Raw genomic sequence first — 21,580 nt, 5'->3', positions numbered from 1 at the left:
CGATGGAGCAGCTGGACGCGTTGCGGAAGTTGTGTCTCGCGCTGCCGGAGGCGAGCGAGCGGGACAGCCACGGCGAGCCGACGTGGTTCGTGCGCGGCAAGAAGACCTTCGTCAGCTTCGCGAACCACCACCACGACGACGGCCGGCTCGCCTTCTGGTGCCCGGCGGCGGCCGGGGTGCAGGAGGAGCTGGTGCGCACCGAGCCCGAGCGGTTCTTCCGGCCGCCGTACGTCGGGCACCGCGGGTGGCTGGGGGTGCGGCTGGACGTCGACGTCGACTGGGCCGAGATCGACCGGATCGTGCGTGACGCCTACCGCCTGGTCGCGCCGAAGTCGCTCGCCGCGCTGGTCGAGTAGGACCTAACCGCGCTGCGAGCGGACCCCGAGCAGCACGTCCTCCCAGGACGGCACGATCGGGTGATTCTTTTTGGCCTTCGGGCGCGCGGGCTCCTCCGCGGTGGCCGTCTCCTCTTCGGGGTCGGCCGGGACGCGGGGGATCTCGCGGGTGTCGTCGTCCGGGTCCGGCTCGGCGGCCGGCAGCTCGGCGTGGTCCGGCGGCACCGAGTCCAGCGTCGGCTGGAACTCCGCGTCGCGGGCCGGGTTGAGCGCGCGGACCGTCCGGGGCGGGCGGTAGGCGTTGGGGTCGAGCAGGACCTCGGCGTTCTCGTCGAGCGCCGTCACCGTGCCGCCGTGCGCTCCCGGGGCGAACGCCCAGTGCGCGCGGTTGTCCGAGCGGCCGGCCTTCCAGCGCAGCACGACGACCCAGCGGCCGTCGTCGCCCTTCCAGGAGTCCCAGGTGGCCTGCGAGTAGTCGTGCCCGCGCACGCCGAAGCCGTACGCGACGACCTCGCCGAGCGTCTGGACGTCCGGGCCGTCTTCGCGGACCGGGTGCGCGCTCTGCGCGAGCTCGGCCGTGCGCGACCGCTCGAGCAGGACGGGGTAGGCGTAGCGCTCGACGCGCTGCTCCGAGATCCCGGCGCCGCTCGCGACCTGTTCGACTGATTCGCCGGCGCGGATTCGCGCCTGGATCTCGCGTGGCCGCATCTGGCTCTCCAACTCGATTTCGATCTGGCCGAGGCGGGTGATGTCACCCCGCGCCGCCGCGCGCAGTCTCTCATCGGCCGGGAGGAGGAATTGCGTACGGCTCGCCGGGTCTTCGCACACGATGGACTTACCGTCCTCGTGCAACCCGACCACTCGCAGCGTGCGCATTGTTCGCCTTCCCCGATGCTTCACCGTTGTGGGTGCCCACGTTAGAACGGCGCGTCGGCTTGACGTGCGAGGCGCGCCGAGTCATCACCCAAAGGACCACTGTTCATCTTGCGACTCTCGCATCATCCGTGCCCAGGTCAGCGGCGATCGTGTGACACGCCGACCACGCAAAGTCACGATCGAGTGGATCGCTTCGGCGTGTTCCGGCAAAATCTCCTCCGACTGGCCCAGTCCGCTGGGCCCTGTGGTTTCTGGGACTGGTGTGACTACTGGGACGCGTGGGACGTCGTGAGGTTCCCGCTCAGGACGGCAGGCGGACGGTCACGGTGAGCCCGCCGCGCTTGCCCGGCTGGGCCTCGGCGGTGCCGCCGTGGGCGTGGGCGACCGAACGCACGATCGAGAGCCCGAGCCCGGCGTTGCGCGTGTCGCCGGTCCGCTCGGCGCCGTTGATCCGGCGGAACGGCTCGAAGAGCGTCGGCACGGCTTCCGGCGGGACGACCGGGCCCGAGTTGCGGACCTCCAGGGCCGGGTCGCCGCGGACCTCGGCGTACACCCAGCCGCCGCGGGCGTTGTACGTGATCGCGTTGACCACCAGGTTCGTCACCAGCCGCTCCAGCAGCACCGGGTCGCCCGCCACCGTGCGCGGCCGGAAGCGGGTCTCCACCTTGACGCCCGCCGCCTCCGCCTGGGCCGCGGTGGCCCGCACGACCGCCGCGACGACCTGGTCGAGCCGGACCGGCGTGCGCGCGGTCAGGCCGCGGTCGCTGCGGGCCAGGATCAGCAGGCCCTCGATCATCCGCTCGCTGCGCTCGTTGGTGTGCAGCAGGTGCGTGCCGAGCTTCCGCAGGTCGGGCGCGACTTCGGGGTCGGCCATCGCGACCTCGATCAGCGTCCGCTGCACGGCCAGCGGCGTCCGCAGCTCGTGGGAGGCGTTCGCGACGAACCGCTTCTGGCTGTCGAACGACTCCGCGAGCCGGTCGAGCATGCCGTCGAAGGTGTCGGCCAGCTCCTTCAGCTCGTCGGGCGGACCTTCGAGGTTGATCCGCCGGTCGAGCTTGCCCGCCTCGAGCCGCCGCGCGGCCGACGTGATGTCGTGCAGCGGCCGCAGCGCCCGCCCGGCCATCAGCCAGCCGAACAGGACGGCGAGCGCGGCCGTCGCCACGAGCGCGATCGCCGAGTTGACGACCAGGGTGGACAGCGTCGAGGAGCGGTACTCGTCCAGCGACCCGCTGACCAGCCGCACGGCCATGCCGGCGGGCGCCTGGACCGTGTCGTCCGGGAGCCCGTACGCCATGTCGGCCGCCGAGCCGAGCGACGCCGTCGCGAACCGGGCCGGGTCGGGCAGCGTGCCCTGCACCAGCAGGTAGTCGATGACGACCAGGACCAGCCCGGCCAGCAGGAACAGCCCGCCGTACCAGGCGGTCAGCTTGGTCCGGACGGACAGCGCGTTCACGGGGTGCCGAACCGGTAGCCGGCGCCGGGCAGCGTCTCGATCACCGGTGGTTCGCCGAGCTTGCGGCGCAACGTCATCACCGCGACGCGCACCGCGTTGGTGAACGGGTCCGCGTGCTCGTCCCACGCCTTGTCCAGCAGGTCCTCGGCGCTCACCACCGTGCCCTCGGCCCGCATCAGCACTTCCAGCACGGCGAACTCCTTCGGCGAGAGCTGCAGGAACCGGCCGTCGCGCGCGGCCTGGTGGCGCGGCAGGTCCAGCACGACGCCGTCGCGCTGCAGCACCGGCGGCAACGCGGGCCGCGCGCGCCGGGACAGCGCCTGCACCCGGGCGACCAGCTCGGCGAACGCGAACGGCTTGGTCAGGTAGTCGTCGGCGCCCAGGCCCAGCCCGGCGACGCGGTCGGTGACGTCGGCGGCGGCCGTCAGCATCAGCACCCGTGCCTCGCCGCCCGCCGCGACGACGGCGGCGCACACCGCGTCGCCGTGCACCTTCGGCAGGTCGCGGTCGAGGACGACGACGTCGTAGCCGTGCACCCCGACCCGCTCGAGGGCTTGTTCGCCGTCGTAACAGACGTCGACGGCCATCGAGAAGCGGCGAAGCCCCTCCGCGACCGAGTCGGCGAGCAGCCGCTCGTCCTCCACCACCAGCACACGCACCCGCCCAGTCTGCCCAGGCGGGCCATAAGCCCCGCATAAGCGACTTCGCTTAGCGCGCCGGAATCCCCCGATCCGTAGACCTTGCCACCGAACCGGAAGACCGGAAGAAGGGAGCGAGCCGATGCGAACACGCCTGACGCTCATCGCGGCGATCGGCGCCGCGGTGCTGCTCGCGGGGTGCGGGGCCAAGCCGGACGACGCGTCGAAGGTGGCCTCGATCTCGGGGCCGTCCTCGTCGGCCCCGGCCAAGGCCGCCGACAACAAGAGCGACGAAGACAAGATGCGCGACTTCGCCAAGTGCATGCGCGAGCACGGCGTCGACATGCCCGACCCGAAGCCGGCGGGCGACGGCGGGATGGCGGTCACGCTCGGGGGTGACGCCAAGGACGCGGGGAAGCTCGACGCGGCGCAGAGCGCCTGCAAGAGCCTCATGCCCAACGGCGGCGAGATGAAGCCGCCGAGCCCCGAAGAGCTGGACAAGATGCGCAAGGACGCCAAGTGCATGCGGGACCACGGCATCGACATGCCCGACCCCGATCCGAGCGGCAAGGGCGCGACGCGGATGGGTGGCCCGGGCGACGACCCGTCGAAGTTCGAGGCCGCCGCGAAGGCGTGCGGGCTCGGCATGTCGATGCACGCTGAACCGGCGGCACCGGGCCGATGACCGAGATGATCGAATCCAAGCCGCGACGCCGGGGCCGGGCGCGCTGGTTCATCGCCGCGGCCGTGCTCGTCGTGGTGGTGGGCACCGGCTCCGCCGTGATCCTCACCCGCGTCTCCTCCGCCACCTCGGTGCAGGAGGCCGCCCCACCGCCCGTCGAGACGGCGGAGGTGGCCAAGACCGACCTCGCCGAGGAAGAGGAGGCCGACGGCACCCTCGGCTACGGCGAGGAGTCCTCGGTCGCCGGCCGCAAGCCGGGCACCGTCACGTCGTTGCCCGACGCCGGCGCGACCCTCACCCGCTGCAAGGCCGTGTACGGCGTCGACGCCAAGCCGGTGCCGCTGTTCTACGGCACCCTGCCGTTCTACCGCGACCTCGCCGCGGGCGCGGCCGACGGCGCCGACGTCAAGCAGCTCGAGGAGAACCTCAAGGCGTGTGGCTACGGCGGTTTCGGCACGCCGGACAAGAAGTTCACGTCGGCGACGGCGGCCGCGCTGAAGAAGTGGCAGAAGGCGCTGGGGCTGGACCAGACCGGCGCGTTCGGCCCGGGCGACGTCGTCCTCGCGGCGGGGGAGCTGCGCGTGTCGGCGTTGTCGGCCAAGCTCGGCTCGCCGGCCCAGGGCGAGGTGCTCAAGACCAGCGGCACCGTCCGCTCGGTGCAGGTCAAGCTCGACGCGGCCAAGCAGGACCTCGCCCAGCAGGGCGCGAAGGCGTCCGTGACGATCAACGGGAAGACGTCGAAGGGCACGATCACCGACGTCGGCAAGTCCGCGGTCGAGGGCAAGGACGGGGCGGGCCAGGACGACGGCAAGCCCAAGATCACCGTGACCGTCCAGCTCGACGACCCGGCCGTGGCCGGCACGCTCGACTCGGCCCCGGCGACCGTCCGGTTCACCAAGGACGTCCACTCCGGCGTGCTCGCGGTGCCGGTCGGCGCGCTGCTCGCGCTCGCCGAAGGCGGTTACGCCGTCGAGGTCGACGAGAACGGGAAGCGGCGGCTCATCGCCGTCCGAACGGGACTGTTCAGCGGCGGCAAGGTCGAGGTCAGCGGCAACGGCCTGACCGCGGGCATGCGGGTGGTGACGACGTCGTGACGCCCGTCCTGCGCGTGCACGAGGTCACGCGCGCCTACCCCGGCGGCGTCGCCGCGCTCAACGGCGTCTCGCTGAGCCTGGAAGACGGCGAGATGGTGGCGATCGTCGGGCCGTCCGGGTCCGGGAAGTCCACGCTGCTGCACCTGATGGGCACGCTCGACCGGCCGTCCACCGGCCGCGTCGAGCTGCGCGGCCACGACGTCGCCGTGCTGTCCGACCGGAAGGTCTCGGCGCTGCGGTCGCGCTGGATCGGGTTCGTGTTCCAGCAGTTCTTCCTCGACGAAGGGATGAGTGCGGTGGACAACGTGTGCACCGGCCTGCTCTACGCCGGGGTGCCGCGGCGGCAGCGGCGCACGCGGGCCCGGGAGGCACTCGACCGCGTCGGGCTGGGGCACCGGGCGTGGCACCGGCCCGGCGAGCTGTCCGGCGGGGAACGCCAGCGCGTCGCGATCGCCAGGGCCGTCGTCAACGACCCGGCGATCCTGCTGGCCGACGAGCCGACCGGCAACCTCGACACCGGGACCGGCGCGGCCGTGCTCGCGCTGCTGGGCGAGCTGTCCGCCGACGGCACGACGATCGTGGTGATCACCCACGACCGGGAGATCGCCGCGGGCATGCCGCGCCGGATCGAGCTGCTCGACGGGCACCTGCGGCTCGACACCGGTCTGGTGGGTGCGCGGTGATCGCCCCACCCGAGGTCCAGCTGCCCGAGCCGGCCCGGCTCAAGCCCCCGGACGTCGTCGCGCTCGGCGCCCACGGCATGCGGACGCGGCCCGTGCGCGCGGTGCTTTCCGCGCTGGGCATCGCGATCGGCGTCGCGGCGATGGTGGCGGTGCTCGCGATCCCGGCGTCCGGCGCGCAGGCCCTGCACGACCGGCTGGCCGCGCTCGGCACCAACCTGCTCACCGCCGGGCCGGGGCAGACGTTGTTCGGGGCCAACGCGACCCTGCCGGACGACGCCGTCGCGATGGCCAAGCGGATCGCGCCGGTGACCGCCGCGACCGGCACCGGGACGACGTCGGCCAGCGTGCGGCGCAGCGACAAGATCCCGGTCGACGAGACGTCCGGGCTCGGCGTCTTCGCGGCGCGGCCGGACCTGCTCGGGGTGCTGGGCGGGAAGGTCCGGTCGGGGGCGTTCCTGGCCCCGGGCAACCGGAACTACCCGGTCACCGTGCTCGGTGCGCAGGCCGCCGCGCGGCTCGGCATCGACCACGTCGACCCGGCGCAGCCGCCGCAGGTGCTGATCGGCGCGCAGTGGTTCACCGTCGTCGGGATCCTCGGGCCGATGCCGCTGGCGCCGGAGATCGAACGGTCGGCGCTGGTCGGCTGGGACGTCGCGGAGCGGCTCCTCGGCTTCGACGGCCACCCGTCCACTGTGTACGTCCGCGCGAAAGAGTCCGAAGTGGACGGTGTGCGGTCGGTGCTGGGCGCGACGCTGAACCCGCAGGCGCCCAACGAGGTCGAGGTCCGCCGCCCGTCGGACGCGCTCGCCGCGCAGAAGCTCACCGACAACACCTACAGCGCGCTGTTCCTCGGCCTCGGCGGGGTCGCGCTGCTCGTCGGCGGCGTCGGGGTGGCGAACACGATGGTCATCTCGGTGCTGGAACGGCGGCGCGAGATCGGCCTGCGCCGCGCGCTCGGGGCCACGAAACGCCAGGTGCGCGGGCAGTTCCTGGCCGAATCGGTGCTGCTGTCCGGGCTCGGCGGGCTGGCCGGGGTCGTGACCGGGGTGCTGGTGACCGCGGGGTACGCGCTGAGCCAGGGCTGGCCGGCCGTGCTGCCGGTCGGCGCGCTGGCCGGCGGCGTCGGCGTCGCGGCACTGGTCGGGGCGGTCGCCGGGGCGTACCCGGCGGTCCGCGCGGCGCGGCTCGCCCCGACGCGGGCGCTCGCCTGAGCCGTCACTTTCGTACCAAAAGTGTCTTCGGATCACTTTTGGTACGAAAGTGGCGCTTCGGCCGCACCTTCGCGTGTGCCCTACACCGGAATTGAGCAAGGTGGAAGATTCCCCGACCGTGGCTCGCGGCGTTGAATATCGATCAAATCCGTTGATCGAAAGGGCGGCTGCCGTGGTGCGCGTCGAGGCGAACAGACGTGATTTCCTCCGCTGGCTGGCGACGGCCGGCGCGGGCCTCGCCGCCGCGGGTGTCGCGCCCGCGCTCTTCGCCCAGGAAGCCGCCGCGGCCGGCACGGACGTCGTCGTCGTGCTCGGCGCCACCGTCGTCGACGGCACCGACGCCCCGGCCCGGCCGAACTCCGCGGTCGTGCTGGTCGGGGACCGGATCGCCTGGGTCGGCCCGGCGGCCGAGCTGCCGCACCACGCGGGCGCTCGGATCGTCGACGGCCGCGGCCGGTACCTGATCCCCGGCCTCTGGGACATGCACGCCCACGGCATCGACTACGAAAAGCTGTGGCCGCCGCTGTTCCTGGCCAACGGCGTCACCGGCATCCGCGAGATGCAGGGCTACGACGAGAACCGCGCCACCCGCGACAAGATCGTGCGCGGCGAGCTGCTCGGCCCCCGGGTGGTGCTCGCCAGCTCGATCCTCGACGGCCCGGTCAGCCTGCTCGGCCCGCCGATCACGCAGGTGGCGACCCCCGAAGAGGGGCGTGCGGCCGTCCGGACCGCCGTCGAGCAGGGCTCCGACTTCGTCAAGGTCTACTTCTACCTGCCGAAGGACGTGTTCCTGGCGATCGCCGACGAGTGCCGCCGCGTCGGCCTGCCGTTCGCCGGGCACTGGCCGTACCGGCTGCGCCAGGTCGAGGCCGCGAGGGCCGGGCAGCGCACCTTCGAGCACCTCTTCGGCCTGTCCATCGCCACGTCCCGGCGCCGGGACGAGTTCCTGGCCCGCCTCGACGCGACGCCGTTCGACCCGGACGCGAAGCGCGACTTCTTCAACCTCGCCCGCGACCTCGACCGGCAGGCGGCCCAGACCTACGACCCGGCCACCGCGGAGCGCCACTTCGCCCAGCTCAAGGCGCTGGACAACTGGGTGAGCCCGACGTTCACCGTCAACCGCGTGATGTCGAGCCCGACCGAAACCTACGCGCACGACCCGCGGCTCAAGTACGTCTCGCAGGACATCGTCGACTACTGGGCCGACCGGCTCCCGATGTTCACGCCGGCCACGGCCGAGCAGATCGACCAGCAGAACGCGTACTTCGAGGCGCAGCTGCGCCTCGTCGGCGCCGCGCACCGGGCCGGGCTGGGGGTCCTCGGCGGCACCGACTGCCTGAACCCGTACGTCTTCCCGGGCTTCAGCCTGCACGACGAGCTCGGCTACCTCGTCCAGGCCGGGCTGTCGCCGCGGCAGGCGCTGCAGACGGTGACGCGCGACGCCGCGCGGTTCCTCGGCCGGTCGGCCACCGCGGGCACGATCACCCCCGGCAAGGTCGCCGACGTGGTGCTGCTCGACGCGAACCCGCTCACCGACATCCGCGCGGTCCGCCGGATCGACACCGTCGTCACCGCGGGCCGCGTGCTCGACCGGGCGCGCCTGACCCGGATGCTGGCCGACGCCGAGACGGCGGCGAAGCAGCCGCTGGCGAGCGCGAACAGCAGGTCAGTGGGCTTGCCGGTGCGTGGCTGCTGCTGAGCGCCCGGTAATCTCGGCCGGTCGGAGACCGGCTCGAGGGGGATGCGTGTCACAGTGGTCCGGGCGGAAGCTGGCGGGGGCGCTCGCCGTGCTCGAAGTCGCCGCCGTGGTGCTGGTACTCGTGCTGAAGCGGTTCGACGGCCTCGACCTGGAGGTCTACCTGGGTGGCGCGAAGGCGCTGGCCCAGCAGGGCTCGCCGTACGACGCCTGGGTGCCGACGACGCACCAGATCCTGCTGCCGTTCACCTACACGCCGTTCGCGGCGGCGGTGTTCCTGCCGGGCACGCTGCTGCCGTTCGCGGCGACGATGAAGCTCGTCAGCATCGCCTCGATCCTCGCGACCGGCGTCGTCGCCTACCTCTACGTCGCGACGCTCAACGGCTCGCTGACCGACGCCTCGAAGGTCCGCGGCCGCGCGGTGGCGGCGCTCGTCGCGATCGTGGCGCAGCTGGCCGGCGCGCTGCTCGAGCCGGTGCGCTCGACGCTGGGCTTCGGGCAGATCAACGCACTGCTCATGGTCTTGGTGGTGCTCGACGTCCTGCTGCCCGGCAAGCGCGGGCGGACGAAGGGCCTGCTGATCGGCGTGGCCGCGGCGATCAAGCTGACGCCGGCGGTGTTCGTCGTCTACTTCCTGTTCCGCCGCGACTTCAAGTCGGCCGCGCGGGTGGTCGCCGGGTTCGTGGCGGCGGGCGCGCTGCTGTGGCTGGTCCGGCCGTCGGCGTCCTTCACGTACTGGACGAAGCTCGTCTTCGACGCGGGCCGCATCGGCGGCGTCGACTACGTCGGCAACCAGTCGTTGAAGGGCCTGGTGACGCGGCTGGGCCTGCCGGAAACCGCGGGGAACGTCGTGTGGCTGCTGGCCGCGCTCGCCGTGATGGCGGTGGTCGCGGTGGTGATCGTCCGGGCGGCCGAGCCGGTGCTCGGGCTGACCGCGTGCGCGCTCGGCGGGCTGCTGGTGTCGCCGATCTCGTGGACGCACCACTGGACGTGGTGCGTGCCGATCCTGGTGCTGGCCGGGTACTACGGCGTCCGGTCCTGGCGCACCGACCGCGTGGTGACGTGGTGGGCCGGTGCGGTCGTCGTGGCCGGCCTGACGCTGTTCATCTGGGGGCCGATGTGGTTCGCCCCGCGCCCGGCCCCCTCGGTGGGCTGGTGGCTGGCGACGGAGTCGTACGAACTCTTCGGTCTCGCCCTGCTGGTTCTCGCGGCTTTCGCCGCACCTCGCCTGAAAGCCGTGAAGGCCTCCTTACCGGCCGTAAGAGCCGGTAGGGAGGCCTTCACGGACGTCTAGGTCAGCTGCCCAGGCGTTCGACGACGTACTCGATGCTTTGGGTGAGCTTCGTGATGTCGTCCGGGTCGATGGCCGGGAACAGGCCGACGCGCAGCTGGTTGCGGCCCAGCTTGCGGTACGGCTCGGTGTCGACGATCCCGTTGGCGCGCAGCACCTTCGCCACCGCGGCGGCGTCGACCTCGTCGGCGAAGTCCACCGTGCCGACGACCTGCGAGCGCAGGTCCGGGTCCTTCACGAACGGCGTCGTGTAGCTGGTCTTCTCGGCCCACTCGTAGAGCCGCGACGACGAGTCCTTCGTGCGCGCGGTCGTCCACTCGAGGCCGCCCTGGCCGTTCATCCACTCGATCTGCTCGGCGAGCAGGAAGAGCGTGGCCACGGCCGGGGTGTTGTACGTCTGGTCCTTGCGGGAGTTGTCCAGCGCGGTGGTCAGCGACAGGAACTCCGGGATCCAGCGGTCGCCGCCGCCGATCTCGCCGATCCGCTCGACCGCGGCGGGCGAGGCCAGCGCGATCCACAGGCCGCCGTCCGCGGCGAACGACTTCTGCGGCGCGAAGTAGTAGACGTCGAAGTCCTCGGCCTTGACGGGCAGGCCGCCGGCGCCGGAGGTGGCGTCGATCGCGACCAGCGCGCCGTCGGAGCCTTCGGGACGGCGGACCGGGACGGCGACACCGGTCGACGTCTCGTTGTGCGCCCAGCCGACCAGGTCGGCCCCGGCCTCGTAGGCGATCTCGGGCGCGCTGCCCGCTTCGGCCTTGACGACGATCGGGTCGGCCAGGAACGGCGCGCCCTTGGTGACGGAGGCGAACTTCGAGGAGAACTCGCCGTAGGTGAAGTGCTGCGAGCGCTCGCGCACCAGGCCGAACGCGGCCGCGTCCCAGAACGCCGTGGTTCCGCCGTTGCCGAGGATCACCTCGTAGCCCTCGGGGAGCGAGAACAGCTCGGACAGCCCGGCCCGGACGCGCCCGACGAGCGACTTGACCGGCTTCTGCCGGTGTGACGTACCGAGGTAGGTGGAGCCGGACTCCGCCAGGGCGCTCAGCTGCTCGGCGCGGACCTTCGACGGTCCGCAGCCGAAGCGGCCGTCGGCCGGCTTGAGATCTGCGGGGATGGTCAACTCAGCGTCGGTCATGTGGCCAGTCTCTCAGGTCGGGACGGAGCAGGTCGAAGCGGTGCTGAAGTGTCCGGAATGTGGAATCGGCGCTGTTCCGGGCAGTGGGACGCGCTGCCGTGACCGTAAAAACACGGTTACCGGATGCCCTGACCGGGGCTACCTTGCCGCGTCATGACGACTGTGCAGCACAGCTTCCCCGCGCCGCCCGAGGTGCTGTGGAACGCACTCCCCGCCGGCGTCGCCGCCGTCGGCGGCCAGGGCCCGTACTACGAGGGCCAGCGCGGATTCGTGTCCTTCCGCACCGGGATGACCCTCTTCAGCTGGGGCCAGGAGGTCACCGCGACGGTCACGCCGGCCGCGGGCGGGTCGACGCTCACCGTCCTCACCAACCTGAAGTTCGGCCTGTTCGACTGGGGCGAGGGCAAGCGCATCGCCACCCGGTTCGCGACCGCCGTCGCGTTCTCCGCGGGGACGGTCGCGCTGGCCTGAAGGCCCCGCTCACCCGGCTGGGGGTGTGAGCGGGGCCTCTGGTCAGCGCCAGCCGTCGACGCCGCCCGGCACCGGCGCGGCCGGGTCGTACGGCGTGCGCGTGAAGACGAACGTCGCGAGGTCGAGGTGGGTCGCGACGCCTTCGCCGTCCCGGCCCACCTTCAGCGTCTCGCCGGAGTAGTAGCCGTCGAGGCCGACGTACGTGTCGTCGCCGGTCGGGCGGAAGCGCGAGCCGCGGCCGGCCCCCTCGACCGGGGCCAGCAGGAGCGCGTCACCCTGGATCCGCAGGTGGTACGGCGTCGGGCCCCAGTGCCAGAGCCCGGTCAGCGCCAGCAGGGCCGGGTCCACAGTGGACGGCTGCCACTCCGCGGGCAGGTGCGGTTCCAGCTCTTCGGTCGTGGTGATCAGGTCCAGCGCGAGCTGGGTGATGCCGACCCCGGACGTCGAGTTCGTGAGCGCCAGCGCGCCGGTCCGGATGGCCGGGTCGACCAGCGTGACGGCGAGGAAGCCGGGCATCGAGCCGGTGTGCCCGGCCAGCCGGCGGCCGCGGTAGCGCACGAGCATCAGGCCGAGCCCGAAGCCGGTCGTCCAGACGTCGGAGTCGTCGACGGTGACCATCGTGCGCATCTGCTCGAGGGTGTCAGGGCTGAGCACACCGCCGTCGTCACCGCCGAGGAACGCCGTCCAGCGGCCGAGGTCGGTGACCGTCGACCACAGCTGCCCGGCCGGGGCCATCGCGCCGGCGTCCGGGTGCGGCTCGGGCAGCAGGACGTCGGCGAAGGGGTGCACGGCGAAGCCGTCGGCGTGCGCGCCGACCGGGTGCGGGGTCGTGCGGGTCATCCCGAGCGGACCGAGGATCTCCTCGTCGAGCACGGACAGCCAGTCCTTGCCGCGGTGGCGCGAGATGAGCTCGCCGAGCACGCCGTACCCGACGTTCGAGTAGTGGAACTTCGCGCCCGGGCGGTGCTTGGTGGCGCCCTCGGCGAGGCTGCCGACGAGTGCGTCCCAGTCGGCGCCGGGGGTGCGTTCCCACCACAGGCCGGGCGACTCGGACGTCAGGCCGGAGGTGTGGGAGAGCAGCTGGGCCACGGTCGCGGCGCCGAACGGCGTGCCCGGGACGTGGTTTTCGAGGGGGTCGTTGAGGTCCAGCAGGCCCTCGTCGCGCAGCCGCATGACGGCGGTGGCGACGAGGGTCTTGGTGATCGAGCCCAGCCGGTACTGGGTGTCGGTGCCGGGGACCGCGTCCCCGACGCGCCCCCGCCCGCCGGACCAGACGATCTCCCCGTCGCGCACCACGGCGGCGACCAGCGACGGAGCCCGGCAGGCCGCCTGCTCGTGGGCGATCCGGCGGAGCAGTGCGTGTTCGGTCGACTCAAGCATGCTGGCATTCTGCCGCGCGCCGCTCAGGTGAGCAGGTTCCGGGCCATCGCCGTGGTCACCGCGGCCGTCCGGTCCGAGACGCCGAGCTTGCCGAACGTCCGCAGCAGGTGCGTCTTCACCGTCGCCTCGCTGATGTGGAGCGCGCGGCCGATGTCGGCGTTCGTGCCGCCCTTCGCGACCAGGCGCAGCACCTCCACCTCGCGCGCCGAGAGCGACTGGGGCCCGGGGTTGCGGACCCGGTTGACCAGCTTGCCCGCCACCGACGGCGCCAGCACCGTCTCGCCGCGCGACGCCGCGCGGATCGCGTTCGCCAGCTCCGTGCGGGACGCGTCCTTCAGCAGGTAACCGGACGCGCCGGCCTCGACCGCGCGCAGGATGTCCGCGTCCGTCTCGTACGTCGTCAGCACGACGATCCGGCGGCCGGGTTGCTCGCGCAGGATCCGCTTGGTCGCGCCGACGCCGTCCAGCCCGGGCATCCGCAGGTCCATCAGCACGACGTCCGGCTGCGCGACGCGGTCGAGCGCGACCGCCTCGTCACCGGAGCCCGCCTCGCCGACGACCGTCAGGTCCGGCTCGGCTTCGAGCATGCCGCGCAGCCCTTCCCGGACGACGGGGTGGTCGTCGACGAGCATGATGCGGATCACGCGGGGACCTCCAGGGTCAGTTCGGTGCCGTCGGCGCCACTGCGGACGCTCAGCGTGCCACCCACCTGTTCCGCGCGGGACCGCATGCCCCGCAACCCGAACCCGGCGGCGCGGTCCGGGTCGAAGCCGGCGCCGTCGTCCCGGACGTCCAGCCGGACGGCGTCGTCCACAAGGGACAGCCGGACGAGCACCGCGGCCGCCGTCGCGTGCCGCCGGACGTTGTTCAGCGCCTCCTGCGCCCCGCGCAGCAGGACCACCTCCGCGGCCATGGCCAGCGCGGGCAGGTCACTGTCCACTTCGTACCGGACGGCCAGCCCGGTTTCGTCGCCGAGCCGGTCGGTCAGCCGGCGAACGGCGTCGACCAGCGAGCCCGACGTCAGGTCGTCCGGCGCGAGCGCGGCGACCATCGTGCGGGCTTCGGCGAGGTTCTCCCGCGCCGTGCGGGCGGCCAGCTCGGCGTGCCGCCGCGCCGCCGCCGGGTCGGCGTCCACTTCGGACTCGATGGCCTGGGCGAGGGTGACGATGCTGGTGAAGCCCTGCGCGAGGGTGTCGTGGATCTCCCGGGCCAGCCGCTCGCGCTCGGCCGCCGTCGCCGCCGCCCGGGACAGCCGCACGACTTCCGCCTGGCTCTCCTCGAGCTTGGCGATCAGGTCGGCCCGCGCCCGGCTCTCCTCGATGACGTGCAGGATGAACTTGCCGGCCAGCACCCCGAACACGATGAGGATCGCGGTCATCGGCAGCAGGATGTGCAGCTCCGGGCCCTGCAGCCCGTTGTCGGCGATCGCCGACGCGGGGCTCAGCAGGATCGCCGCCGTGGTGAGCACCGCGGCCGGCCGGAACTCGAGCGTCATGAACAGCAACGGGCACGCCATGAACAGGACGAAGCTGGCCGTCGTGTTGGCGAGCACCGCGGTCGCGACCAGGGCCAAGACCACGACCGCGAACACCCACCGCTGCCGCGTGTGCTCGTCGTTCCGGACGATCCCGCGGCCCCAGAGCAGGTACGTCAGCGCGAGCGCGGTGAGCGCCCCGACGGCGACGGTGCCGCGGACCGGGTCGGTCTCGTCCAGCAGCACCAGGACCGTCGTGGCGACGTAGGTGACCGCGAAGAGGATCTCCCAGAGCCAGTTGAACCGGTCCCAGGCGTCGTTCACTTCCCGTCGGTCCACCGGAAGCTCAGCCGTGCCAGCACCAGGCCCGCCACGCACCAGATCCCCAGCACCAGCGCCACCCGAGGCAGTTCCCATGAGCCGGCCATCTCCATTCCCACCGCGCCGTCCGGCAGGAACACCGACCGGAAGCCCTGGCAGATCCATTTGAGCGGGAAGAACGACGCGATGTCCACCATGATCTTCGGCAGGTTCGTGATCGGCGTGACGAACACGCCGGAGATGAACTGCAGCACCAGGTACAGCATCTGCACCACGGCCACCGCGCCGGTGGTCGACTTCGCGAGCGAGCTGAGCGCGATCCCGAGCAGCGTGCAGGACACGATGCCGAGCACGAACACCCACAGCAGCGTCAGCCACTTCGCCGGATCGGCCGGCAGCTTCAGTCCGAACAGCAGCGTGCTGACGGCGACCATCAGCACGGTCTGGGCCAGGCTGGACACCGCGACCAGCACCATCTTGCCGATGAAGTAGGACGCCGAGGGCATCGGCGTGCCGCGCAGCCGCTTGAGCGCGCCGGTCTCGCGGTCGGCGGAGACGCCGGTGGCGATGCTGTTGAACGACGTCGAGACGATGCCGGACCCGATCATCCCGGCGGCGAGCAGCTGCCCCGACGTGACGCCGGCCAGCGCGGTCGGGCCGTCCAGGATGGAGCCGAGCAGGATCATCAGCACCGCGGGCAGGGAGAAGGTGAAGACCACCTGTTCCTTGTGCCGGAAGAACTGCCGCAGCTCGGTGCCGCCGCGGGCCAGGCCCAGCGCGAGCGGGCCGGGGAGGTTTCGGGTGGCTGCCGCGGTGGTCATGCTTTGTCTCCGATCAGGTCCAGGTAGATGTCCTCCAGGCTGGGCCTGGTCACGGTGAGGTTCCCCAGTTCGCGGCCGCCGGCGGAGAGCTGGTTGACGAGCTTGGTCGGGTACGCCGTGCGCTCGGTGTGCTCGCCGCGTTCGTCGGTCCACCGCACGGTGGCCTCGGCGCTCGCCCGGCCGCCGAGGTTCTGCGGCGTGTCCTGGGCGACGATCTCCCCACGCGCGATCACCGCGACACGATCGGCGAGCGCCTCGGCCTCGTCGAGGTAGTGGGTGGTGAGCAGGATCGTCGTGCCTTCGCCGGCGAGATCGCTGATCAGCGCCCAGAACTGCCGCCGAGCCTCGGGGTCGAACCCGGTGGTCGGCTCATCAAGGAAGAGCAGCTCAGGCCGCCCGACGATCCCGAGCGCGACGTCGACGCGCCGCCGTTGCCCGCCGGAGAGCGCCTTGACCCGTGACTTGGCCTTCTCGGTGAGCCCGACCTTCTCGATCACCTCGTCGGGATCGCGCGGGTTCGGGTAGTACTTCGCGAAGTGGCGGACGGTCTCGGCAACACTCAGCTCGGCGGCATCGTTCGCGGTCTGCAGCACGATGCCGATCTTGGAGCGCCATTCCCGCCCGGCTTTGCCGGGGTCTTCACCGAGCACGGTCACCTCGCCACCGGTCCGCTGCCGGTGACCTTCGAGGATCTCGACGGTGGTGGTCTTCCCGGCACCGTTGGGCCCGAGCAGGGAGAAAACCTCACCTTGGGCGATGTCCAGATCCAGCCCGGCCACCGCGAGGTGACCGGGATACTGCTTGCGCAGGCCGCGCACGCTCACTGCTGTGGTCATGGGTCCAGCTTGGTCTTCATGCGTGTGGATTCCGCCCAACGCGCGACTGAATCCGGCTGTCCACCGATCGGTGGACAGAGTCGTCGGCCGGGGCGGGTTCTGGTCGTCTGACCTCGGCCTGGGCTGCACCTGGGCCGGGGTGTGGTGGCGGTGGGCCGTTCGCGCTTCAACCGGCGGGGATGGCCCTTTCGTGCCGCCTCGGTCCCGGCGCGAGTGGCTCGTTCGTGTCGCTCCGGTCGTGGTGCGAGCGGTCCGTTCGCACCTCGCCGTGCACAAGTGGTCCGTTCGCGCCCGACTCGGCACGAGCGGCCCTTTCGCGCCCTCCGGCTCCGGCGCGAATGCTCGTTTGTGCCGCTCCGAGCTTGGGGCGGGTGGTCCTTATGCGGTGCAGTCCCGGCACGAGTAGCTCTTGCGGGCTGCCGCCGGGCTCGGCGCGAGTGGCCCGTTCATGCCGCGCTGCGCGCGAGTGGCCCGTCAGTGTCGTGTTGGGCATGAGCGGCCCTTTCGTGCCCTCCGATCCGGCGCGAGTGGCCCGTTTGTGCTGCGCTGCGCGAGTGGCCCGTTGGTGTCGTGTTGGGCGCGAATGGCCCGTTCGTGCCGCTCCAGTCCTGGTGCGAGCGGTCCGTTCGCGCCTCGCCGAGCACGAGCGGTCCATTCGTGCCCGACTCGGCGCGAGCGGCCCGTTCGTGCTGCGTTGCGCGCGAGTGGCCCGTTGGTGTCGCCCGGGGCGCGAGCGGTCCATTCGCGCCCCTCTCGCAGCGAACGAGACCCCAGCGCGCCGCCTCAGCACCGCCTCCGACCCGACCGGCGCGTCCGCGGCATCACCGATCCGTGGGCCGCGTCGTCGGCGCGGCGGCTTGCGAGATCGTGCAAGGTTTCCCGTGGAACCACAAAAACGCTGTCATACAAGGGAAATGCACGAACGGCGCTCATTCGGTAGCCCCCGCAAGGGTGAATGATCAGTCGCGCGCTTGTTGACAAGTTGTCTAACATGACGGAATGCCTCACAAGTGGGTGACCGCCAGCGACGGTGTCCGCCTCTCGGTCGACATCGACGGCCGTGACGATGGGCCGACGGTCGTGCTCGTGCACGGCTATCCCGACAACAGCTCGATGTGGGACCCCGTCAAGGCCGAGCTGCGCGGCAGACACCGCGTCGTCACCTACGACGTGCGGGGGGCCGGGCAGTCCGACAAGCCGTCGGGACGCTCGTCCTACCGGCTGGACCAGCTGGCCGATGACCTCAAGGCCGTCGTCGACGAGGTCCAGCCGAGCGGCAAGGTGCACCTCCTCGCCCACGACTGGGGCTCCATCCAGACCTGGCACGCCGTCACCGGCGACGGGCTGCGCGGGCGCGTCGCGTCCTTCACCTCGGTCTCCGGGCCGAGCCTCGACCACGCCGGCGCCTGGTTTCGCGCGCAGCTGACCCGTCCGTCGCCGAAAAGGATCAAGAACGCGCTCGCCCAGTTCCTGCACTCCTGGTACATCCTCGCGTTCCAGCTCCCGTTCCTCCCGCCGCTGCTCTGGCGCACCGGCATCATGCCCGCGCAGATCGCCCGGATGGACCCCGGCGCCGCGAAGCCGAGCACCAAAGACGGCGTCAACGGACTCGAGCTGTACCGCGCGAACATGTTCACCCGGCTGAGCCGTCCGGTACCGCGCGAGGCCGACGTCCCGGTGCAGGTGCTGGCCCCGACCGGCGACGCCTTCGTCACGACGCCGCTGCAGACCGAGATCGCCGAATGGGTGCCTGACCTGCGGGTTCGCCGGATCGTCGGGACGCACTGGGTGACCCGCGCCAAGCCGAAGGTCATCGCCGACGCGGCCGCCGAGCTGATCGAGTACACCGAAAACGGCGCCGAGAGCCGCGCGCTCCGCAAGGCGAAAGTCGGGCCGAAACCAGGCAGGTTCGCCCACCAGCTGGTCGTCGTCACCGGCGCGGGCAGCGGTATCGGCCGCGCGACCGCGCTCGCCTTCGCCGACGAGGGTGCCGACGTCGTCATCACCGACATCGATCCGAACGCCGCCGCGGAGACCGTGAAACTCCTGCAGGACAGAGGGGTCGACGCGGCCGAGTACACAGTGGACTCCAGTGACGGCCCCGCGGTGCACCGGTTCGCGGAGCAGGTCAAGGCCGAGCACGGCGTGCCGGACATCGTGGTCAACAACGCCGGGATCGGTATGTCCGGGCCGTTCCTCGACACGTCCGTCGAGGACTGGGAACGCGTCATCGACGTCAATCTCTGGGGTGTCATCCACGGCTGCCGCGCGTTCGCGCCGATGCTCGCCGAACGCGCCGAGGGCGGGCAGATCGTCAACCTGGCGTCCGCCGCGGCCTACCTGCCGTCGAAGATACTTTCCGCTTACGCCACCACGAAATCCGCCGTGCTGACGCTCAGCGTCTGCCTGCGCGCCGAGCTGGCCGAGCACCACATCGGCGTCACGGCCGTCTGCCCGGGCATCGTCAAGACGAACATCACCAGCACCACGCGGTTCGTCGGAGTGTCCGACGAGGAGCGGCAGCGGCGCCAGAAGGAAAGCTCGAAACTGTACGCGCGGCGCGGGTTCGGCCCGGAGGGCGTGGCGAAGGACATCCTGCGGGCGGTGGAAAAGGACACCGCCATCGCACCGTCCACTCCGGAGTCGAAGGTCGCGCTGGTCCTTTCGCGACTGACGCCGGGGCTGCTGCGAGCGGCGGCGAAACTGGACGTCACCCCTTGACCGAACGCCGGCCGCGGCGGATGTCGCCGCAGGCGCGCCGCGACGACCTGATCCGGGCCGCGCTCGACCTGTTCGGGTCGCGGCCGCCGGAACTGGTCACGGTGGACGACATCGTCGCGGCGGCCGAGGTGTCGCGGCCGCTGTTCTACCGGTACTTCCCCAACCTGCGCGAGCTGCAGGTGGAGGCGCTGCGCACGGTCACCGACGGGCTGATCGACGGCCTCGCCGGGCTCGAGGAGGGCCCGCCGGAGGCGCGGCTGCGCGCGGCCGTCCGCGGCCTGATCGACGTCGCGGACAACTACCGCGCGGGCTACATCGCCTTGCTGCGCAGCGGATCCGTGATCGCGACGTCGGAGACGAACGCGGCCGTCGACGCGGTCCGCAACCGCGCGGTCGCCCTGATCCTCGACGCGCTCGGCGTCACGGACCCGTCGCCCCTGGTGCTGCTGACCCTGCGCTGCTGGACGGCGGTCGTCGAAGGCGCCCTGCTGAGCTGGCTCCAAGAACGCACCGTGCCCCGAGAGTCCCTGGACGCCTGGCTCGTAGACCAGCTCACCGCGATGCTCGCCGCCACGGCCGCCCACGAGGTCACCGCAAAGCCGTGAAGGACTCCTTACCGGCCATAAGAGCCGGTAAGGAGTCCTTCACGGACAACAGCGGTCAGCGCTGGGTGACCAGGTCCCAGCCTTCGACGTCCTGCGGGGTGCGCGGCGCCGGGCCGATGTACTTGGCCGACGGCCGCACCAGGCGGCCGGTCCGCTTCTGCTCCAGGATGTGCGCGGCCCAGCCGGCGGTGCGCGCCGGGCTGAACATCGACGGCATCATGTGCGGCGGGACCTGCGCGAAGTCCAGGATCACGGCGGCCCAGAACTCGACGTTCGTCTCGATCGGGTGATCCGGACGGCGCTCGCGCAGCTCCTTCAGCGCGGCCTGCTCCAGCGCCGCGGCCACCTCGTAGCGCTCGGCGCCCAGCTCCTGGCAGGTGCGCCGCAGCACGCGGGCCCGCGGGTCCTCCGCGCGGTAGACGCGGTGGCCGAAGCCCATCAGCCGTTCCTTGCGGTCGAGGATGCCCTTGACCAGGCCGGCGGCGTCACCGGTGCGTTCGACCTCTTCGATCATCGGCAGCACGCGGGCCGGGGCGCCGCCGTGCAGCGGGCCGGACATCGCGCCGATCGCGCCGGACATGGCCGCCGCGACGTCGGCGCCGGTCGAGGCGATGACGCGGGCGGTGAAGGTGGACGCGTTGAGGCCGTGCTCGGCGGCCGACACCCAGTAGGCGTCGAGGGCCTTGACGTGGGCCGGGTCCGGCTCGCCGCGCCAGCGGATCAGGAAGCGTTCGGTGATCGAGTGGGCCTCGTCGACGCGGGTCTGCGGGACGGCCGGCTGGCCGATGCCGCGGGCCGACTGCGCGACGTAGGACAGCGCCATCACCGAGGCGCGGGCCAGCTGCTCACGGGCCTCTTCGTCGGTGATGTCGAGCAGCGGGCGGTAGCCCCAGATCGGGGCGAGCATGGCCAGCGCGGCCTGGACGTCCACCCGGACGTCGCCGGTGTGCACCGGCAGCGGGAACGGCTCGGCGGGCGGGAGGCCGTGGCCGAACCGGCCGTCCACGAGAAGGCCCCACACGTCGCCGAAGGTCACCTTCCCGGCGAGGTCTTCGATGTCGACGCCGCGGTAACGCAGGGCACCGCCGTCCCGGTCGGGTTCGGCGATCTCGGTGTGGAAGGCGACGACGCCTTCCAGACCCGGTCGGAAGCCGTCGTCGGGTTGGCCGGACGGCTGTGGCTTGCTGATCGTGGAGGTAGTCACTGTTTCGCGAAACCTTTCGGTGCGCTTTCTTCCCCGGCTGGTCGCGCTGACGGGATACGCACGGAAAGCGCGCACCATCGCACGGATGGATAGACCTTGCTCCCTCGATCGCCGGGGGGCAATCGAAAGATGTGGTGGTTTCGGTCACGATTACGAGAACGATTCAGTCACCCAGGCCGTCCGGCAGGAGAATTTTCCGCCACGGACTGTGACGAACCCCAGGTAAATCCTGTGTTTCCGAACCGGGCGCGGCTGTGGTCCGGGTGATAGACCTGACTGATGCACCTCAGCCCCCAGGAGCGCGACAAGCTGCTGATCCACGTGGCGGCGGACGTCGCGCGGAAGCGGCTGGACCGCGGGGTCCGGCTCAACTACCCGGAGTCGGTCGCGCTGATCACCGACCACGTCCTCGAAGGCGCCCGCGACGGCCGCACGGTCAGCGAACTGGTCGCCAGCGGCCGGACCGTGCTCGGCCGGGCCCAGGTCCTCGACGGCGTGCCGGAGATGGTCGACTCCGTGCAGGTCGAGGCCACTTTCCCGGATGGCACGAAGCTCGTGACCGTGCACGACCCGATCGTCTGACCGCCCGCCCGTCGTGAGTGGTAATGAGGGTTAGAACCCTCATTACCACTCACGACCCCCACGTGAGAGGAGCC

The 21,580-nt window shown here is 71.8% G+C and carries 21 protein-coding genes; 11 read left to right on the top strand and 10 right to left on the bottom strand.

The genetic code is table 11. The features are described from left to right. The first annotated feature begins 2 nt into the window (after window positions 1-2). Complete coding sequence (locus OG439_RS33530; protein WP_326944682.1) at window positions 3-356, top strand: MmcQ/YjbR family DNA-binding protein; 354 nt, start codon at window positions 3-5, stop codon at window positions 354-356. A 3-nt stretch (window positions 357-359) separates the two neighbouring features. Here the strand turns inward: OG439_RS33530 and sepH are convergent, their stop codons facing one another. The 3 genes from sepH to OG439_RS33515 form a co-directional block, all read right to left on the bottom strand. After that, window positions 360-1,211 (bottom strand): septation protein SepH, encoded by an 852-nt coding sequence (sepH, locus tag OG439_RS33525; protein WP_326944681.1) that lies wholly within the window; start codon window positions 1,209-1,211, stop codon window positions 360-362. A 301-nt stretch (window positions 1,212-1,512) separates the two neighbouring features. Continuing rightward, complete coding sequence (locus tag OG439_RS33520) at window positions 1,513-2,664, bottom strand: sensor histidine kinase (RefSeq protein ID WP_326944680.1); 1,152 nt, start codon at window positions 2,662-2,664, stop codon at window positions 1,513-1,515. Next, window positions 2,661-3,323 (bottom strand): response regulator transcription factor, encoded by a 663-nt coding sequence (locus OG439_RS33515; RefSeq protein WP_326944679.1) that lies wholly within the window; start codon window positions 3,321-3,323, stop codon window positions 2,661-2,663. Before OG439_RS33515 ends, OG439_RS33520 begins: the two co-directional genes overlap by 4 nt. Window positions 3,324-3,444: 121 nt before the next feature. On the opposite strand from OG439_RS33515, the gene OG439_RS33510 reads away from it, so the two are divergent. The 6 genes from OG439_RS33510 (at window position 3,445) to OG439_RS33485 (ending at window position 9,962) form a co-directional block, all read left to right on the top strand. Beyond that, entirely contained in the window at window positions 3,445-3,987 is a 543-nt protein-coding gene (locus tag OG439_RS33510) for a hypothetical protein (protein WP_326944678.1), read from the top strand. Window positions 3,988-3,992: 5 nt separating this feature from the next. Next, window positions 3,993-5,078 carry a peptidoglycan-binding protein gene (locus tag OG439_RS33505; protein ID WP_326944677.1) on the top strand — a complete coding sequence of 362 codons (1,086 nt, stop codon included), beginning with the start codon at window positions 3,993-3,995 and terminating at the stop codon, window positions 5,076-5,078. Next, complete coding sequence (locus OG439_RS33500; protein WP_326944676.1) at window positions 5,075-5,761, top strand: ABC transporter ATP-binding protein; 687 nt, start codon at window positions 5,075-5,077, stop codon at window positions 5,759-5,761. The genes OG439_RS33505 and OG439_RS33500 overlap by 4 nt, the downstream gene beginning before the upstream one ends. A gap of 77 nt (window positions 5,762-5,838) precedes the next feature. Beyond that, window positions 5,839-6,972: an ABC transporter permease gene (locus OG439_RS33495; RefSeq protein WP_326951681.1), complete on the top strand. Its 1,134-nt coding sequence runs from the start codon at window positions 5,839-5,841 to the stop codon at window positions 6,970-6,972. Between the two features lie 172 nt (window positions 6,973-7,144). Beyond that, window positions 7,145-8,671, top strand: coding sequence for an amidohydrolase family protein (locus OG439_RS33490; protein WP_326944675.1), 1,527 nt, complete (start codon window positions 7,145-7,147; stop codon window positions 8,669-8,671). A gap of 46 nt (window positions 8,672-8,717) precedes the next feature. Beyond that, on the top strand, window positions 8,718-9,962 hold the full coding sequence (locus OG439_RS33485; RefSeq protein ID WP_326944674.1) for a glycosyltransferase 87 family protein: 1,245 nt from the start codon (window positions 8,718-8,720) through the stop codon (window positions 9,960-9,962). Between the two features lies 1 nt (window position 9,963). On the opposite strand, the gene serC is transcribed toward OG439_RS33485, so the two are convergent. Beyond that, complete coding sequence (serC, locus tag OG439_RS33480) at window positions 9,964-11,091, bottom strand: phosphoserine transaminase (protein ID WP_247058410.1); 1,128 nt, start codon at window positions 11,089-11,091, stop codon at window positions 9,964-9,966. A 153-nt stretch (window positions 11,092-11,244) separates the two neighbouring features. On the opposite strand from serC, the gene OG439_RS33475 reads away from it, so the two are divergent. After that, the gene (locus OG439_RS33475; protein ID WP_247058408.1) at window positions 11,245-11,562 is read left to right on the top strand and encodes a hypothetical protein; all 318 of its coding nucleotides are present in this window, start codon (window positions 11,245-11,247) and stop codon (window positions 11,560-11,562) included. Window positions 11,563-11,604: 42 nt separating this feature from the next. On the opposite strand, the gene OG439_RS33470 is transcribed toward OG439_RS33475, so the two are convergent. The 5 genes from OG439_RS33470 to OG439_RS33450 are packed head-to-tail and all read right to left on the bottom strand — an operon-like array spanning window position 11,605 to window position 16,394. Continuing rightward, window positions 11,605-12,942: a serine hydrolase domain-containing protein gene (locus OG439_RS33470; RefSeq protein ID WP_326944673.1), complete on the bottom strand. Its 1,338-nt coding sequence runs from the start codon at window positions 12,940-12,942 to the stop codon at window positions 11,605-11,607. A gap of 23 nt (window positions 12,943-12,965) precedes the next feature. Continuing rightward, complete coding sequence (locus OG439_RS33465) at window positions 12,966-13,586, bottom strand: response regulator transcription factor (protein WP_326944672.1); 621 nt, start codon at window positions 13,584-13,586, stop codon at window positions 12,966-12,968. Further along, the gene (locus OG439_RS33460) at window positions 13,583-14,740 is read right to left on the bottom strand and encodes a sensor histidine kinase (RefSeq protein WP_326951680.1); all 1,158 of its coding nucleotides are present in this window, start codon (window positions 14,738-14,740) and stop codon (window positions 13,583-13,585) included. The genes OG439_RS33465 and OG439_RS33460 overlap by 4 nt, the downstream gene beginning before the upstream one ends. Beyond that, window positions 14,737-15,558 (bottom strand): ABC transporter permease, encoded by an 822-nt coding sequence (locus OG439_RS33455; protein WP_326944671.1) that lies wholly within the window; start codon window positions 15,556-15,558, stop codon window positions 14,737-14,739. The genes OG439_RS33460 and OG439_RS33455 overlap by 4 nt, the downstream gene beginning before the upstream one ends. Next, window positions 15,555-16,394, bottom strand: a complete 840-nt coding sequence (locus OG439_RS33450) for an ABC transporter ATP-binding protein (protein WP_247058397.1) — start codon at window positions 16,392-16,394, stop codon at window positions 15,555-15,557. Before OG439_RS33450 ends, OG439_RS33455 begins: the two co-directional genes overlap by 4 nt. A 1,014-nt stretch (window positions 16,395-17,408) precedes the next feature. Here OG439_RS33450 and OG439_RS33445 point away from each other — a divergent pair. Both OG439_RS33445 and OG439_RS33440 read left to right on the top strand, forming a co-directional pair. Next, complete coding sequence (locus OG439_RS33445; protein ID WP_326951679.1) at window positions 17,409-19,115, top strand: SDR family oxidoreductase; 1,707 nt, start codon at window positions 17,409-17,411, stop codon at window positions 19,113-19,115. A 20-nt stretch (window positions 19,116-19,135) separates the two neighbouring features. Then, the gene (locus OG439_RS33440) at window positions 19,136-19,720 is read left to right on the top strand and encodes a TetR/AcrR family transcriptional regulator (protein ID WP_326951678.1); all 585 of its coding nucleotides are present in this window, start codon (window positions 19,136-19,138) and stop codon (window positions 19,718-19,720) included. Window positions 19,721-19,775: 55 nt separating this feature from the next. Here OG439_RS33440 and OG439_RS33435 read toward each other — a convergent pair whose 3' ends face one another. Beyond that, window positions 19,776-20,924 (bottom strand): citrate synthase 2, encoded by a 1,149-nt coding sequence (locus OG439_RS33435; protein WP_326944670.1) that lies wholly within the window; start codon window positions 20,922-20,924, stop codon window positions 19,776-19,778. Window positions 20,925-21,203: 279 nt separating this feature from the next. Here OG439_RS33435 and OG439_RS33430 point away from each other — a divergent pair, with 279 nt between their 5' ends. After that, on the top strand, window positions 21,204-21,506 hold the full coding sequence (locus tag OG439_RS33430) for an urease subunit gamma (protein ID WP_247058393.1): 303 nt from the start codon (window positions 21,204-21,206) through the stop codon (window positions 21,504-21,506). The last annotated feature ends 74 nt before the right edge of the window (window positions 21,507-21,580 follow it).

It is taken from the genome of Amycolatopsis sp. NBC_01307, assembly GCF_035975215.1.
Taxonomy (GTDB): Bacteria; Actinomycetota; Actinomycetes; order Mycobacteriales; family Pseudonocardiaceae; genus Amycolatopsis.
The sequence above is the reverse complement of the archived record's forward strand: the minus strand, read 5'-3'. Positions and strand labels throughout refer to the sequence as shown.

What these genes read in the sequence shown, in the direction of transcription:
- OG439_RS33430 (WP_247058393.1), top strand. Translation starts at nt 21,204, where the DNA reads ATGCACCTCAGCCCCCAGGAGCGCGACAAGCTGCTGATCCACGTGGCG.
- sepH (WP_326944681.1), bottom strand. Translation starts at nt 1,211, where the DNA reads ATGCGCACGCTGCGAGTGGTCGGGTTGCACGAGGACGGTAAGTCCATC.
- serC (WP_247058410.1), bottom strand. Translation starts at nt 11,091, where the DNA reads ATGACCGACGCTGAGTTGACCATCCCCGCAGATCTCAAGCCGGCCGAC.
- OG439_RS33455 (WP_326944671.1), bottom strand. Translation starts at nt 15,558, where the DNA reads ATGACCACCGCGGCAGCCACCCGAAACCTCCCCGGCCCGCTCGCGCTG.
- OG439_RS33495 (WP_326951681.1), top strand. Translation starts at nt 5,839, where the DNA reads ATGCGGACGCGGCCCGTGCGCGCGGTGCTTTCCGCGCTGGGCATCGCG.
- OG439_RS33450 (WP_247058397.1), bottom strand. Translation starts at nt 16,394, where the DNA reads ATGACCACAGCAGTGAGCGTGCGCGGCCTGCGCAAGCAGTATCCCGGT.
- OG439_RS33475 (WP_247058408.1), top strand. Translation starts at nt 11,245, where the DNA reads ATGACGACTGTGCAGCACAGCTTCCCCGCGCCGCCCGAGGTGCTGTGG.
- OG439_RS33530 (WP_326944682.1), top strand. Translation starts at nt 3, where the DNA reads ATGGAGCAGCTGGACGCGTTGCGGAAGTTGTGTCTCGCGCTGCCGGAG.
- OG439_RS33505 (WP_326944677.1), top strand. Translation starts at nt 3,993, where the DNA reads ATGATCGAATCCAAGCCGCGACGCCGGGGCCGGGCGCGCTGGTTCATC.
- OG439_RS33470 (WP_326944673.1), bottom strand. Translation starts at nt 12,942, where the DNA reads ATGCTTGAGTCGACCGAACACGCACTGCTCCGCCGGATCGCCCACGAG.
- OG439_RS33510 (WP_326944678.1), top strand. Translation starts at nt 3,445, where the DNA reads ATGCGAACACGCCTGACGCTCATCGCGGCGATCGGCGCCGCGGTGCTG.
- OG439_RS33440 (WP_326951678.1), top strand. Translation starts at nt 19,136, where the DNA reads ATGTCGCCGCAGGCGCGCCGCGACGACCTGATCCGGGCCGCGCTCGAC.